Genomic DNA, 14,623 nt, shown 5'->3' on the forward strand with positions numbered 1-14,623 from the left:
AATGGCCTATTTGCTCAATGTGTTCGGCTGAGATCGGAAATCAACCACCTAGTCATTGGGGACGTCCCCAATGACCACATGAAAGCGCCCCCAAGCGGATGTGCTTGAGGGCGCTTCTTGCTTGCGAGGTTATGACTCGATGTAGTCCTTCAGCTTGCTGCTGCGGCTCGGGTGGCGGAGCTTGGCCAAGGTCTTGGACTCGATCTGGCGGATACGCTCGCGCGTGACGCCAAACTCGCGGCCGACTTCCTCGAGCGTGCGGGGATGCCCGTCGACAAGGCCAAAGCGCAGCTCGATAACCTTGCGCTCACGATCGGCAAGCGAGTCGAGCACCTGAGTGAGTTGCTCCTGCAGCATGGAGAAGCTGGCGGCATCGGGCGGAACGATAGCCTGGGAGTCCTCGATAAAGTCGCCCAGCTGGGAATCCTCTTCCTCGCCGATGGGGGTCTCGAGCGACACGGGCTCCTGCGAGATCTTCTGGATCTCGCGGACGCGGTCGGCGCTCATGTCCATCTCGGCACCGATCTCCTCGGGGGTCGGGTCGCGACCCAGGTCCTGAAGGAGCTGGCGCTGCACGCGGACGAGCTTGTTGATAGTCTCGACCATATGCACGGGAATACGGATGGTACGGGCCTGGTCGGCGATAGCGCGCGTAATGGCCTGACGGATCCACCACGTGGCGTACGTGGAGAACTTGAAGCCCTTCTGGTAGTCGAACTTCTCGACGGCGCGAATCAGACCGAGGTTACCCTCCTGGATCAAGTCAAGGAACAGCATGCCGCGGCCGACATAGCGCTTGGCGATGGAGACGACCAGACGCAGGTTTGCGCTGATGAGTGCCTGCTTAGCTTCGAGGCCGACGTTCTCAATGCGCGTAAGACGACGCATCTCGGCACGCGTGAGCTCGAGCTCACCGGCATCGGCGGCCTCGAGCTTCTCGGTGGCCTCAAGACCGGCCTCGATCTTCATGGCCAGATCGACCTCTTCGGAGGCGGTCAGCAGGTCGACCTTGCCGATCTCTTTGAGGTACATACGAACCGGATCGCCGGTCAGCATCACCGTGGAGGCATCGATGCCACGCACGCGGGAGCGTGAACGGGACGTGCGCACGGTGCGCTTCTTCTTGCTCTTGGAAGAACCCATCTCGGCATCGGCCTGACGGGCCATCTTGAGCTCGTGATCGTCGAGCGAGCCGGAATCGTGCTCGTCGTCGTCATCGAAATCGTCAGTATCGTTATCGTTATCGTCATCGTCGACGTCCATGGGGGCGTCGTCGTTACCGCTCGCGGAGATAATCTGGATGCCGCTGTTGCGCAGCGCGGAATACACCGCGGTGAGCTGCTCGTCAGAAACATCGATATCCTTCAGGGCGACCTGAATCTCGTCCTCGGTTACCGAAGTCCTGTTTGAGCCGTTGCCCATGAGCTTTGCAACGTAGGATTCCAGCCCAGTACCCGTGCTCTCAGTCTTTTTTGGCACAGATTCTCCCTTCATAGTCCACAGGACTCATTACTTTAGCACACACATTGACGTCTATACCCAAAAAGAGGACTGGATATAGGCGAGAATACGCTGCTTGACCACAACATCTAGGCCTGTTCGGTGCCCGCGGTCTCCAGACCGATCAAACGGAACGGGTCCGCCACGCCGCCGATAGACTTTTGCAGCTCGCGTTGACGCTGCGAATCCTGCGCGGCCTGCACGGTCAGCGCGCGACGGGCCTCATCATCGAGCGAACGGTCCTGGCGCAGCTTGGCCTGTGCGGCACGCATGCGGCGCTTGATGGTGTAGAGCTCGAGCGTATCAAGCATAAACACGATGTTCGTCTCGGTGGGGTGCTTGCTCGTCGCCGAGATGCGCCCGGCACTCACAAGCGTTGCCGCCTCGGGACACACCGAGCGCGCCGCATCCATGCAGGCTGCAGGATCGGTTCCCGGCGGCGTTGCCAGAACGGCCCATGCGATGGACTCGTGACGTGGGTCAACCCACTCGATAGAGCAGATGCGGTCGGCATACGTGCGGAACAGGTCGGGGTAGCTCGTGAGCATCGTCAACAGCTCGCGCTCCCCTGCCAAGGACTTGCGCTCAAGATCAGTAAGAACCATCGGCGCCGCCGCAGCCGGAGCGCCCGAACCATCAGTCACAGGCACAGCACCAATACCATCAGGCACATCGATCGGCGGCAGGTCGTCGACGACCTCCACGGGCGCGGCACCGTAGGCATCGAGCGGGACGTAGTCATACGGCTCTTCTTCGACCGGCGCGGACACCGGCGGCGTCGCGCCCGATGCCCAAGCACCGCGAGATGCCCCCTGCGAACCAGACGTCCGACCGCCCGCGCTACCAGAGCGCTCGGCTTGCGCCCGCTGGCGTTCATAGTTCTGCTCACGACGTCGTTCCGCATCTTCGCGCTTGGCGACATCGCGAAACACGCGACCCGAACTCGCGCGAACCGTCTCCAGATCCAAACCCAGCAGATCGGCAATCTGGATAAAGTATGTGTCGATCATATAGCTATCGCGCAGCGGATAGATAAGCGTCAGCGCATCTTCCAGCGCCTTGGCACGACCGCCCGGCGTGGTGATGTCACTCGACTCCTGCAGCGAACGGTAGACAAAGTCCATGAGCGGCTCGGCAGCGTCGATGCGCGCCTGAAGCTCCTGTCCACCATGCGCCGTGATGAACTCCATGGGGTCGTTGCCGTCGGGCAGCACCACGCAGCGCAGGTCCATCGAATCCTGCTCGATAAATTGAATCGCGCGACGGGCGGCCTTCTGGCCCGCGGCATCGCCATCGAACATATACACGATACGCTTGGCAAAGCGGGTGAGCGTCTTGACGTGATGCTCCGTGAGCGCGGTGCCCAGCGTGGCGACAACGTTTTTGATCCCCGCCTCCCAGCAGGCGATACAATCGGTATAGCCCTCCACCACGATGGCCGTATCCTGCGCGACGATAAACTCCTTGGCCCAGTTAAAGCCATAGAGGTTTCGCTTTTTATGGAACACGCTCGTCTCGGCGGTGTTGAGGTACTTGGGTTGGCCGTCACCCATGATGCGCCCGCCAAAGGCGATGTTGTGACCCTGCTCGTCAAAGATGGGGAACATCACGCGGTCGTAGAAGCGGTCGGCAAGCTGCCCGCGCCCTCGACTCAAGGCAACGTTGGCGTCGATCATCTCCTGCGGAGTAAAGCCCGCCTGCGACAGATGAGCCACCAGCATATTACGACCCGGCGCAAAGCCCAGGCAGTAGCGGCGGCAGACGTCGCCACCCATGCCGCGGCTGGCAAAGTACTCACGTGGACGGCCATCCTTACCGCGCATAAGCATGGTGTGGTAGAACTGGGCGGTCTCGGCACACAGATCGTAGATGCGGGCACGCTTGGTACCGCGCTCGCGGCGATCTCCGGTGTCGTGCAGCTCAATACCCGCACGATCGGCCAAATAACGGATTGACTCGGGAAAGCTCAGGTTCTCGCGCTTCATGATATAGGTGAAGACGTCGCCACCCTCGCCGCAGCCAAAGCAATGCCACACCTGCGTGGCGGGAATAATGTGGAAGGACGGAGTCTTTTCGCCATGAAAGGGGCAGCAGCCCCAAAACTCATGGCCGCGGGGCTTGAGCTCAACCGTTTCCTGCACGATGGCAACTAGGTCGGACGCAGCGCGTACCTGGTCTTTTTCCTCATCGCTAATCACGGATGCCCACCCCCTGCTCACCCAAGTTGTGACGAATGTCCTCGATATTACCCTCGACGGTCGCAATCAACTCATCCAGCGAATCGAACACACGCGAGGGACGCAGCCAGCGCGTAAACGCCAGCGAAACGGAAGCGCCGTACAGGTCGCCCGTATAACCAATTAAGTTAGCCTCGAGATGCGATGAAGCGGCATCGTCGGCATACGTCGGCGGTAGGCCGACGTTAACGGCAGCAGGCCATACGGTGTCATCAACGAGCACCAGGCCCTCATACACGCCATCGGCAGGCACCTGAATGCCGTCGGGAACCTGCAGGTTAGCCGTGGGAAAGCCCATGTCAGAACCCTCGTGACGGCCACGAATAACACCGCCACGCAGCATATACGGGCGGCCGAGCAACTCAGCAGCAAGCTCCACATGGCCCTGTCCCAGCTCATGACGAATGCGGGTGGCGCAAATGGCCTCACCGCCCTCGCAAAGCAGGTCGTGCCCGTATACGTCAACGCCGCGCTCGGCACCCCAGGTGCGCATCTCGTCAACACCAGAAGCACCGCCACGACCCAGCCTAAAGTCGCTGCCAACGCGAATCGAACGAATGTCGACCAGACGCGACACCAGCGAGAGAAAAGCAACATGGTCGAGTGCCGCAACCTCAGGCGTAAAGGGAACGGCCACCACCGCATCGACCCCGGTCTGAGCCAAGGCATGTAGACGGTCGGCCGTCGTCATCAATTTTTGAGCGGGCGAAGGACTCACCACAACGTCCGGATCGGGATCGAAAGTGACCACGACCGCCTTGCAATCATGGGCGCGCGCATCGCTAACAAGCGCCGCAATGAGCTCCTGGTGTCCACGGTGAACGCCGTCGAACACGCCGATGGCAATCGATGCGGCACCCAAGTGCTCGCACTCATCAAACGTATCGGCAGCAACGATGCGAGCCTCGTCCGACTCGCCCTCGAAAAAGATACGCGCGAGCTCGCGAGCGGACAACATCATCGAACACCGCCGATTGCCTGCGGAAACACGTGCTCCATGACAAAGCGGCCACTCTCAATGCGGGCTAGCGCCTTGAGTCCCCCATCGAGCACCAACGCAAAAGGCGACTTCGAGGTATCGAAATCGGCAAGCGCACGCTCAACGGGAATGCGTCGGCCGCAGAGCAGATCGTCGGCAAGATTGCCCGGCAAGTCAACACGCGTGGCGCCCAGGGCCGCAATGGGATCCAGGGCAAAGCCAGCCGCGGACTCGGGAGAAAGCTCCTCGACCGCATGACAAGCGCCAATGGAAACAACACCGGAGGCCGTGCGGCGCAGCGCGGAAATGTGCGCGGCGCTCTCGCAGGCGCGGCCCAAATCGCGAGCGAGCGCACGGATATAGGTACCCTTGCTCACTGAGAACGCCACGGTCCACACACACGTATCACCTTCGCCTCCCACGGCGATCAGGTCGGCGGCATAGACCTCGACGGGGCGCGGAGGTAGGTCCACCGCATTGCCCTCGCGAGCAGACTTGTAGGCGCGAACGCCATTGACCGAGATAGCCGAAAACGCCGGCGGCACCTGCATCTGCGGACCCAGCATAGCGGCCAAGCGCTCACGGGCATAGGCAGGATAGCGGAGCTCGTTGGCAACAGCCACCGTGCGGACCGCCTCGCCCTCCGCATCATCGGTATTGGTCTCGGCGCCAAACGAAATGTCGGTGACATAGCTTTTGGTATCGAGGGTTAGCATGCCCAGCAGACGGGTGGCCTGGCCCACACCCACCACCATGACACCCGATGCCATGGGGTCGAGCGTGCCGGCATGGCCGACGCGCCGCTCATGGAGGGCGCGTCGGCATTTCGAAACCACATCGTGGGACGTGCAGCCCACCGGCTTATCGACGGCGAGCAGCATATTCAGTTGAGAAGGCGTACGACGAGCCATGTACCATCCAAAAAGTTAAAGCTCGACGGTCACCGAAGCGGGATCCTCCCCTACCAGTTCGGCCAGCATGGGAAGTGCCACGGTGAGCGTCTCGAGAATCGTTCCGTTGTTGGAGAAACCGGCGGCAGCGGGATGTCCGCCTCCGCCAAAGGCAGCAGCGATCTCGGACACGTTGAGGTCGCCCTTGGAGCGCAGGTTGCCGCGCACCTTGGTATCGCCCTCAATGCCCTTCAGGAACAGGCAGACCTCGACGCCCATCACCGAGCGCACCACGTCAACCAGACCGTCGCACTCATCCGAGGTGACACCGCAGGCCTCAAGGTCACTCTGGTACGCGTAGCTATACGCGACGCGCCCGTGGGCCACCGTCTTGATACGGCCCATAACGATGGACTTGAGGTGCAAAAACTCAACGCGCATGCTCTGGTAAACCTCGAGTGCCACACGCGCCGGATCGGCACCGTGGGCAACCAGACGCGAGGCTGCATGGAACGCGGCGGCATCGGCGTTTTGATACTGAAAACGACCGGTATCGGTCACCAGGCCGCACAACAAGCAGGTCGCAACACCATCGCGAGCCACAATGCCACAATTGTCCAAAAAGCGGTCGATGATCATGGCGCAGGCCGCGGCGTCGACGCACCTCAGGCTCAGCTCGGCAAATTCCTCGCGCGCCGGATGGTGATCGAAGCACACCACATGCGACGAGCGACGAAGCACCTCGGCGGAGTTGTTCAGACGCTCGACGACCGGCACGTCCACCGAGATGAACAGGTCCGGATTGCCGGTATACGCAGATGCCGGCACCAGACGGTCGGCGCCCTCCATAAAACGGTAGATGCGCGGAACCGGGTCATCGTCTGCCAGCAGCAGGGCAATGTCCTTGTTGGGAAAGAACTTCCTAAGCGAGAGGCCCAGGCCTAGCACGGAGCCCAGGGCGTCGCCATCGGGAGACGTATGTCCCGAAATCGCAATGGAGGACGCACCCTCGATGAGCTCAAGGATGCGTCGCTGAATATCTGCAGACTCGCACGATGCGAGGTCGGCGGAATTACTCATCTAAAGCTGCCTCCTGGGCGGCATCCGCAATTGGATAGCCGTCCTCGTCCTTTTCGATCGCAAGCGTGGCGGGAACGTTTTCCAGCGCACGCGTGATGCGCTCGGCCTCATCGGTCGAGCGATCGATGCGAAAATCGAGCTCGGGCGTGACGCGCCAATCGAGCGAGCGGGCCAGCAGGCTACGGATGCGGCCCTTGGCGCTGGCGAGCGCCTCCATGACCTCGTCGTAGCGGCTCGCGTCGCACGACACGTACACACGCGCGAACGAACGGTCCACCGCGACCTCGACCGCGGTCAGGGTGACCAGGTCGAGACGCGGATCGGAAACCTCAAAGAGCAGGATATAACCGAGCTTCTCGCGAAGCTGCTCGCCCAAACGGCGGGTTGCCTGCGTTTGCTTCATAGCGCTACCCCCTACTCGGTACGGGCAACCTGGTCGATGCGGTAGCCCTCAATGGTGTCGCCAGGCTTGATGTCCTGGAAGTTCTCCAGGCCAATACCGCCCTCGGAGCCGCTCTTGAGGCTCTTGGCCTCATCCTTGTAGTGGCGCATCGAGGCGATTTTACCGTTGAAGACCACGATGCCGTCGCGCACCAGGCGCACGGAATCGGTCGCGGCGATCTCGCCCTCTTCGACGCGGACACCGGCGGCGATACCGACCTTGGGCACCTTGAAGGTGTCCAGAACGGTCGCGGTACCCGTGGAAACCTCGACCTCGGTGGGCTTGAGCATGCCGATACGGGCTGCGTCGAGGTCCTCGAGGCACTTGTAGATGACGTCGTAGCAACGGATCTCGACGCCCTCGCGCTCGGCGGCGGAGCGGGCCTTGCCGTCGGGACGGACGCCAAAGCCGATGATGATGGCGTTGGAGGCGTCGGCCAGAACGACGTCGGTCTCGTTGATGGCGCCAACGGCGGAGTGGATCGTGTTGATGCGCACTTCGGACTGGTCCATCTTGTCGAGGGAGTCCTGAAGGGCCTCGATAGAACCCTGGACGTCGGCCTTGATGATCAGGTTGAGCTCCTTGACCTCGGCGTCGGCGATGGTCTCGAAGAGGTTCTCGAGCGTCACATGCTTCACGCGGCTCTGCTCCTCGATGCGGGCCTTGAGCGAACGCTCGTCGGCCAGGGCGCGAGCCTCGCGCTCGTCCTCGAACACGCGGAACTCATCGCCGGCGTTGGGGACGGACTGCAGGCCCAGGATCTCGACGGCGTCGGAGGGACCGGCCTCGGTGACGGCGTTGCCCTTGGGGTCGAGCATGGCGCGGACGCGGCCGTAGGTAAGGCCGGCGACCAGCGTATCGCCCACGTGCAGGGTACCGCGGGTCACGAGCACCGTGGCAACCGAGCCGCGGCCCTTGTCGAGCTTAGCCTCGAGGACGTTGCCCGAAGCGAACGTATCGGGGTTGGCCTTGAGTTCGAGCACGTCGGCCTGGAGCAGGACGGTCTCGAGCAGGTCGTCGATACCGATCTTCTGCTTGGCGGAGATGTTGACGAACATGTTCTGTCCGCCCCACTCCTCGGGGATGATGCCGTACTCGGTGAGCTCCTGGCGCACGCGGTCGGGGTTGGCACCCGGCTTATCGATCTTGTTGACGGCGACGACGATGGGGACGCCGGCGGCCTTGGCGTGGTTGATCGACTCGATGGTCTGGGGCATGACGCCGTCGTCGGCAGCCACGATCAGAATGACGATGTCGGTCACCTTGGCGCCGCGGGCACGCATGGCCGTAAAGGTGGCGTGACCGGGGGTATCGATGAAGGTAATCTTGCGGTCATTGATCATGACCTGCGAAGCGCCGATGGCCTGAGTAATGCCGCCCGCCTCGCCGGCAGCGACGCCGGTGTGACGGATGGCGTCGAGCAGCGAAGTCTTGCCGTGGTCGACGTGGCCCATGACGGTGACGACCGGGGCACGCGGCTTAAGGTCGGCGGGATCGTCGTAGAACGAGAAGGTGTTCTCCTCCTCGGGGGTGATGATCTTGATCTGGCGGCCCAGGTCGTCGGCAACGAGCTCGACGAGGTCGTCGGACATGGACTGCGTCATGGTAAGCGGCGTGCCCAGCAGGAACAGGCGCTTGATGATGTCGTTGGCCGGAACGTCGAGCGCCTCGGCGAGCTCCTGGACGGTAACGCCCTGGGAGACCTTGATGGCGTCGAGGTCCTCGGGGTTTACGCCCTGGGCCAGCGCCTCCTCAATCTTGCGCTCTTCCTGAGCCTTTGCGGCCTCGCGCTCGCGCTTCTCCTTGCGCTTTTTGCGGCGACCAGTGGACTCGCGAGAGGCCTCCTCGACGGCGGCACGAGCCTCCTCGAGCACCTTCTCGCGGCTGTACTCCTCGGCCTCGCGAGCCATGCGGCTGTAGTGGTCCTCTTCGTTGTTGTGACCGCCCTTGCGCTTCTTGCCCTTGCCCTGCTTGTCGGGGTTGGGGAAGTCCATGCCGGCAGCGACGTTGTTGCTGGCATTGGTGCGATGGCTGTGGGGACGGCTCTCGGAGGCGTTGCGCTCGGAGTTGTTGTCGGAGGCGTTGCGATCGTTACGACGGCCACCGCGACGGTCGTTGTTGCCGCCACGACGGTTGCCGCGCTCGGCAGCGCGGTCGGCCTTGGCCTTCTGCTCGGCGTCCTTCTTCTCCTTGAGCACGGTCTCCTGTGCGGCGATCTGGTCGAGCAGCGAACGGAAGCGCGAACCGGAGTCGGAAGCGGGAACGGCGCGGCGCTGGGCCTCGCGGGCAGCCTCCTCCTTCTCGCGGGCAAGGCGCTCCTGCTCGGCCTTCTTCTTGGCCTCGGCCTCGGCGCGGGCAGCCTCCTCGGCAGCCTGGGCTGCGGCAAACTGGCGGCGCTCCTCCTCGCGGGCCTTCTCGGCGGCGATGCGCTCGCGCTCGGCCTCGGCAGCGCGTGCGGCCTCCTCGGCGGCAGCTGCCTGCTCCTCGGCCTGCTTGGCGGCCTCGACTTCCTGAGCGCGGGCCTCGATCACCGAGGCGAGCTGCTTGCGGACCATGGCGACATAAGCGTCCTCCAAGGTGGAGGAAGCGGACTTAGCGGGAATCTTCATATCGGCGAGATGACCCATCAGTTCCTTGGAGGTCATGCCGAACTCTTTGGCCAGGGTGGACACACGGACTTTTGCCATATGACTTCACCTACCCTTTCTGGCACCTTGGGTGCCTAGAGACTGAACGAGCGTGGGAGATGCGCCGGGACCTGCTCGGCGCGACCGCGCGCTAGATCAGGTCCTCCGCATCATCGAAGGCGTCGGTGTCGTGGACACCGCAGAAACGGGAGCCGGGACGGGCCTGGTTGCGGCACTGGATGCCGTCCTCGGACACGAACTCGCAGCGACGGACGTCCTCGTCCTCCTCGTCACCGATCAGATCGGCGGCGGGCTCCTCGTGAACGGGAACGTTCTTGAGGATGTCGGCGGCAAGCGTCTCGGACTTGATGTCGATGTGCCAGCCGGTCAGGCGCGCGGCGAGGCGGGCGTTCTGGCCCTCCTTGCCGATGGCGAGGGACAGCTGGTCGTCGGGCACGATGACGCCGGCGTAGGCCTTCTCCTCGTCGATAAGGACGCGGGTGACCTTGGCGGGCGACAGGGCGTTGGCGACGTAGACGGCCGGATCGGCATCCCACAGGATGACGTCGACGCGCTCGCCACGGAGCTCGCCCACGACGGCGCGAACACGGCTGCCCTTGGGGCCGACGCAGGCGCCAACGGGATCCAGACGATCGTCGAGCGAGTGGACGGCGACCTTGGAGCGCTGGCCGGGCTCGCGGGCGATCGACTTGATCTGGACGGTGCCCTCATAGATCTCGGGCACCTCCTGCTCAAACAGACGACGCATGAGCTCGGGGTGGGTACGGGAGATGACAATCGGCGGACGGCTGTGCTCGCCGCGAACCGGCTGCAGGTTGGAGTTGGGGTCGCGAACGTCGATGATCACGGCCTTGATGTGCTGGTTGTGCAGGTAGCGCTCGCCCATCGGACGCTCGTTGCGCTCGTTCTCGTAACGGCGCTGGTCGAAGTGCGGAAGCTCGGCCTCGACGCCCTCGCGAATCTTGACAATCGTGAAGTCGGGCGTGGACTGCAGCACAGTACCGCTGATGAGGTCACCGATGCGGCCGGAGAACTCCTCGTAGATCTGCTCGCGGGCGGAGTTGCGCACGATGGCGTTGATCTCGGCCTTGGCGTGCTGGGCGGCGATGCGGCTCGTGTTCTTGGGGGTGACGTCGATCTCCTCGAACTCGGTGAAGTTGCCCTCCTCGTCCATGGAATCGTCGATCGGCTCAAGGCGGTAGACGTAGATCTTGCCGGTGGTGCGGTCGATGGTCACCTTGGCGCCCCACTCAAGATGCAGGATCTCGGCATAGCTCTTGGCGAGCGACTGCTCCAGGCGGTCGATCAGGTAGAGCTGGTCGATGTGCTTCTCCTGGCAAAGCTCCATCAGGGCGGACATCATGTCGGATGCTGCCATCTTACTTTCCTTCCTTCGCGGGCTTGAAGTCATAGGTGGGCTTCAACTTGCACTTTTTAACATCAGAGAAATCGAGGGTAACGGACTCGCCGTCCTCGAGCTCGAGGGTCACGTTCGTCTCGGTGGCGGCGGCAATCTTGCCGGCGTACTTGCGACGGCCCTCGGTGGCGGTGGAGGTGAGCTCGCAGTTCTCGCCCACAAAACGGGCAAAGTCACTCGGGCGGCGCAGCGGGCGCGCCATACCCGGGCTCGACACCTCGAGCGTATAGCTCGAAGAGATGGGGTCGAGCTCCTCAATCACATCGCCGACCCATTTGGTGTTGGCCGTGACGTCATTGAGCGACAGGCTCTGACCCTCGGCACCCTCGATACGCACACGCACGCAGGGGGCCTTGGTGGCACCCACGAGCTCAACGTCGACGATGTCGACATCGTGCTGGGGAGCAACGGCCTCGAGCGCGTCGATGATCGCCTGTTCGGTCTTGGTCTTGACCATTGCGGCACCTCCATCCATACAAAAAAGAAGCGGGGCCGAAACCCCACTTCTTTCAATTACAACTTCATTTGCAAGCAAACTATACCAATACCTGCACAAACGTGCAACCACAACACAAACCCGCAGGTCAGCGTGAGCACAGGTTCTCCACAAGAAATGGATAATTGGGTGTTGTCGCAAGTGTCCATAACCAAACCGAGGGGCGACTCCCTACGGAATCGCCCCTCGGTTTTGATGTCAGCTATGCGCGCAGCGCTTACTTGACCACCAGGTTAACCAGCTTGCCGGGCACGCAGATGGCCTTGACGACCGTCTTGCCCTCAAGCCACTTGGCAACGGCTTCCTCAGCGACAGCTTGCATATCCTCATTGGAGGCATTGCGGGCCACCTCGACGCGGCCGCGGACCTTACCAAGCACCTGGACGACGATCTGCACCGTATCCTCGATGGACTCGGCCAGGTCGAACTCGGGCCAGGCGGCGGTGTAGGCGTTGCCCTCGCAGCCGAGAGCCTCGTGCCACAGCTCGTCGGCCCAGAACGGGCAGATGGGGGCAAGAACGCTCACGATATCCTTAGCCACGCCATAGCACAGCGCCTTGTCACGGGAAGCGACCTCAGTGGCGTTGAGGTAGGCGCTCGCCGCGTTAACGAGCTCCATGACGGCCGAGATGGCGGTGTTGAACTGGCCGCGATCGAAGTCCTCGGTGCACTTGGCGATGGTCCGGTGACGCTCGCGATAGAGCTTCATCGCAACCTCGTCGAGCGCGGACTTGTCGAAGGCCACGTTGGCGTCGCCGGACTGGACGAGCTGCCACACGATACGCCAGGCGCGCTTGATGAAGCGGTTGGCGCCCTCAACGGCCTTGGGGTCCCAGTCGAAGTCCTTCTCGGGCGGGGCGATAAACAGGATCGCCAGACGCATGGTGTCGGCGCCGTAGGGCTCGATGACCGAGCTCGGGGGCACGACGTTGCCCTTGGACTTGGACATGGTGTCGCCGTTCTCGTCCTTGACCATGCCCTGGCACAGCAGGTTAGTGAAGGGCTCGTCCACGCTCAGCAGACCCAGGTCGCGCAGCGCCTTGGTAAAGAAGCGGCTATAGAGCAGGTGCAGAATGGCGTGCTCGATGCCGCCGATGTAGTTATCGACGGGCATCCAACGGTCGGCGGCCTCACGGGAGAAGGGCAGCTCGGTGTTGTGCGGATCGGTATAGCGCAGGTAATACCAGCTGGAGCAGGTGAAAGTGTCCATGGTATCGGTCTCGCGCTTGGCCGGGCGGCCACAGACCGGGCAGGTGGTCTCGTAGAACTCCTTGCACTCGGCGAGGGTCTCGCCGGCGCCCAGGTCAAGATTCTCGGGCAGCGTCACCGGCAGCTGGTCCTCGGGCACGGGTACGATGCCGCAGTGCTCGCAGTGGATGGCCGGGATGGGGTTGCCCCAATAGCGCTGACGGGAAATGAGCCAGTCGCGCAGACGGAACTCGACCTTGCGACGACCGCAGCCCATGGCCTCGAGGTCGGCCACGATCGCAGCCTCGCCCTCGGAGTGCTTGCCGCCGCGCATGCCGGTGTACTTGCCGGACTGGACGAGCGTGCCCTCGGCAGCGTGGGCGCAATCCCAGTCGACGGTCTCGGCATGGAAGGTATCGATGGTCTCGCCGCTAGCCTCGACGGCAGCGCGATCCTCATCGTCCAGGATGATCGGCACGATCGGCAGGTCGTACTTGCGGGCGAACTCAAAGTCGCGCTGGTCGCCGCAGGGAACGGCCATGACGGCGCCGGTGCCGTAGTCGGCAACAACGTAGTCGGCAACCCACACGGGGACCTTCTCGCCGTTGACCGGGTTCACCACGTAGCGGCCGGTAAAGGCACCGTGCTTCTCGAGGGTGCCCTGGGCACGTTCGACGGCGGAGATATGCTTGGAGTCCTCGACGATCTTGGTCACGGCCTCCTCGTACTCCGTACCCTCGACGAGCTCGTGCAGACGCGCGTACTCGGGAGCCAGGACAAAGAAGGAGACACCGAAGAGCGTGTCGGCTCGCGTGGTGAAGACGGTGATCTTACCCTCGTCGCCCTCGATGGGCTCGCCATCCTGGTCGCACAGGGTAAAGTCGACCTCGGCGCCCTCGGAACGACCGATCCAGTTGGCCTGCATCTGCTTGACGCGCTCGGGCCAGCCGGGGAGCTTCTCCAGGTCATCGAGCAGCTCCTGAGAGTACTCGGTAATCTTGAAGTACCACTGCTCCAGGTCGCGCTTCTCGGGCTCGGTGCCGCAGCGCCAGCACTTGCCCTCGGTGACCTGTTCGTTGGCCAGAACGGTCTTGCAGGTGGGGCACCAGTTGACCGGGTTCTTCTTGCGGTAAACCAGGCCCTTTTCCCACAACTTCTCAAAGATCCACTGACCCCAACGGTAATAATCGGGGCTGCAGGTCTTGACCATGCGATCCAGATCGTAGGAGAAGCCCATGCGCTTCATCGTGGCGAGAGCCTGGTCCATGTTCTTATACGTCCAGGCGGCAGCCTGCGTGTTGTGCTTGATGGCGGCGTTCTCGGCAGGCAGGCCAAAGGCGTCAAAGCCGATGGGGTGCAGCACATCGTAGCCGCGCATGCGGGCCTGACGGGCCATGGCATCGCCGATGGTATAGTTGCGCGCGTGGCCCATGTGCAGGTCGCCCGACGGATACGGGAACATCTCGAGCACGTACTTCTTGGGCTTGCTGGCGTCGGTGTCGACGGCAAAGAGGTTGGAATCCTCCCAGGCCTTCATCCACTTGGACTCAATGGCCTGCGCGTCGTAGGCAGGGATCTCATCCTTATGATCTGTGCAATCGCACATATAAGCTCCTTTAATCTTTAATGGGGTCGGTCGGCTTAGCTTTATTCGCTACTGCGGACAGTCCTGCGCAAGACGAAGAGCACATTAAGTGCTCTTCTTTGCGTGCGGAACTTGTAGCGAACAAAGCTAAACCGCCCGAC

General features: G+C 62.6%; 10 protein-coding genes. All 10 read right to left on the bottom strand.

Annotation, left to right across the window (positions count from 1 at the left end):
• Window positions 1–129: 129 nt before the first annotated feature.
• Window positions 130–1,479, bottom strand: a complete 1,350-nt coding sequence (gene rpoD, locus DW233_RS08590) for an RNA polymerase sigma factor RpoD (protein ID WP_118267773.1) — start codon at window positions 1,477–1,479, stop codon at window positions 130–132.
• Window positions 1,480–1,589: 110 nt separating this feature from the next.
• Window positions 1,590–3,698, bottom strand: a complete 2,109-nt coding sequence (gene dnaG, locus DW233_RS08595; RefSeq protein ID WP_118267775.1) for a DNA primase — start codon at window positions 3,696–3,698, stop codon at window positions 1,590–1,592.
• Entirely contained in the window at window positions 3,691–4,698 is a 1,008-nt protein-coding gene (gene ribF, locus DW233_RS08600) for a riboflavin biosynthesis protein RibF (protein ID WP_233547975.1), read from the bottom strand. Before ribF ends, dnaG begins: the two co-directional genes overlap by 8 nt.
• Entirely contained in the window at window positions 4,695–5,627 is a 933-nt protein-coding gene (gene truB / locus DW233_RS08605; protein WP_118267777.1) for a tRNA pseudouridine(55) synthase TruB, read from the bottom strand. The genes ribF and truB overlap by 4 nt, the downstream gene beginning before the upstream one ends.
• Before the next feature lie 15 nt (window positions 5,628–5,642).
• On the bottom strand, window positions 5,643–6,686 hold the full coding sequence (locus tag DW233_RS08610; RefSeq protein WP_118267779.1) for a bifunctional oligoribonuclease/PAP phosphatase NrnA: 1,044 nt from the start codon (window positions 6,684–6,686) through the stop codon (window positions 5,643–5,645).
• A complete protein-coding gene (gene rbfA, locus DW233_RS08615; RefSeq protein ID WP_117647311.1) occupies window positions 6,679–7,089 on the bottom strand; it encodes a 30S ribosome-binding factor RbfA in 411 nt (136 codons plus the stop codon). The genes DW233_RS08610 and rbfA overlap by 8 nt, the downstream gene beginning before the upstream one ends.
• Before the next feature lie 11 nt (window positions 7,090–7,100).
• Entirely contained in the window at window positions 7,101–9,815 is a 2,715-nt protein-coding gene (infB, locus tag DW233_RS08620; protein ID WP_118267781.1) for a translation initiation factor IF-2, read from the bottom strand.
• Between the two features lie 91 nt (window positions 9,816–9,906).
• A complete protein-coding gene (nusA, locus tag DW233_RS08625) occupies window positions 9,907–11,154 on the bottom strand; it encodes a transcription termination factor NusA (protein ID WP_022094169.1) in 1,248 nt (415 codons plus the stop codon).
• Window position 11,155: 1 nt separating this feature from the next.
• On the bottom strand, window positions 11,156–11,650 hold the full coding sequence (rimP, locus tag DW233_RS08630) for a ribosome maturation factor RimP (RefSeq protein WP_118267782.1): 495 nt from the start codon (window positions 11,648–11,650) through the stop codon (window positions 11,156–11,158).
• Window positions 11,651–11,906: 256 nt separating this feature from the next.
• The gene (gene leuS, locus DW233_RS08635) at window positions 11,907–14,483 is read right to left on the bottom strand and encodes a leucine--tRNA ligase (protein WP_118267784.1); all 2,577 of its coding nucleotides are present in this window, start codon (window positions 14,481–14,483) and stop codon (window positions 11,907–11,909) included.
• Between the last annotated feature and the right edge of the window lie 140 nt (window positions 14,484–14,623).

This window comes from Collinsella sp. AM20-15AC (genome assembly GCF_003471405.1).
GTDB lineage: Bacteria > Actinomycetota > Coriobacteriia > Coriobacteriales > Coriobacteriaceae > Collinsella.

Bases quoted from the DNA above. Each gene is read 5' to 3' on its own strand.
- truB (WP_118267777.1), bottom strand. From the start codon at position 5,627: ATGGCTCGTCGTACGCCTTCTCAACTGAATATGCTGCTCGCCGTCGAT.
- leuS (WP_118267784.1), bottom strand. From the start codon at position 14,483: ATGTGCGATTGCACAGATCATAAGGATGAGATCCCTGCCTACGACGCG.
- DW233_RS08610 (WP_118267779.1), bottom strand. From the start codon at position 6,686: ATGAGTAATTCCGCCGACCTCGCATCGTGCGAGTCTGCAGATATTCAG.
- nusA (WP_022094169.1), bottom strand. From the start codon at position 11,154: ATGGCAGCATCCGACATGATGTCCGCCCTGATGGAGCTTTGCCAGGAG.
- rbfA (WP_117647311.1), bottom strand. From the start codon at position 7,089: ATGAAGCAAACGCAGGCAACCCGCCGTTTGGGCGAGCAGCTTCGCGAG.
- ribF (WP_233547975.1), bottom strand. From the start codon at position 4,698: ATGATGTTGTCCGCTCGCGAGCTCGCGCGTATCTTTTTCGAGGGCGAG.
- infB (WP_118267781.1), bottom strand. From the start codon at position 9,815: ATGGCAAAAGTCCGTGTGTCCACCCTGGCCAAAGAGTTCGGCATGACC.
- rimP (WP_118267782.1), bottom strand. From the start codon at position 11,650: ATGGTCAAGACCAAGACCGAACAGGCGATCATCGACGCGCTCGAGGCC.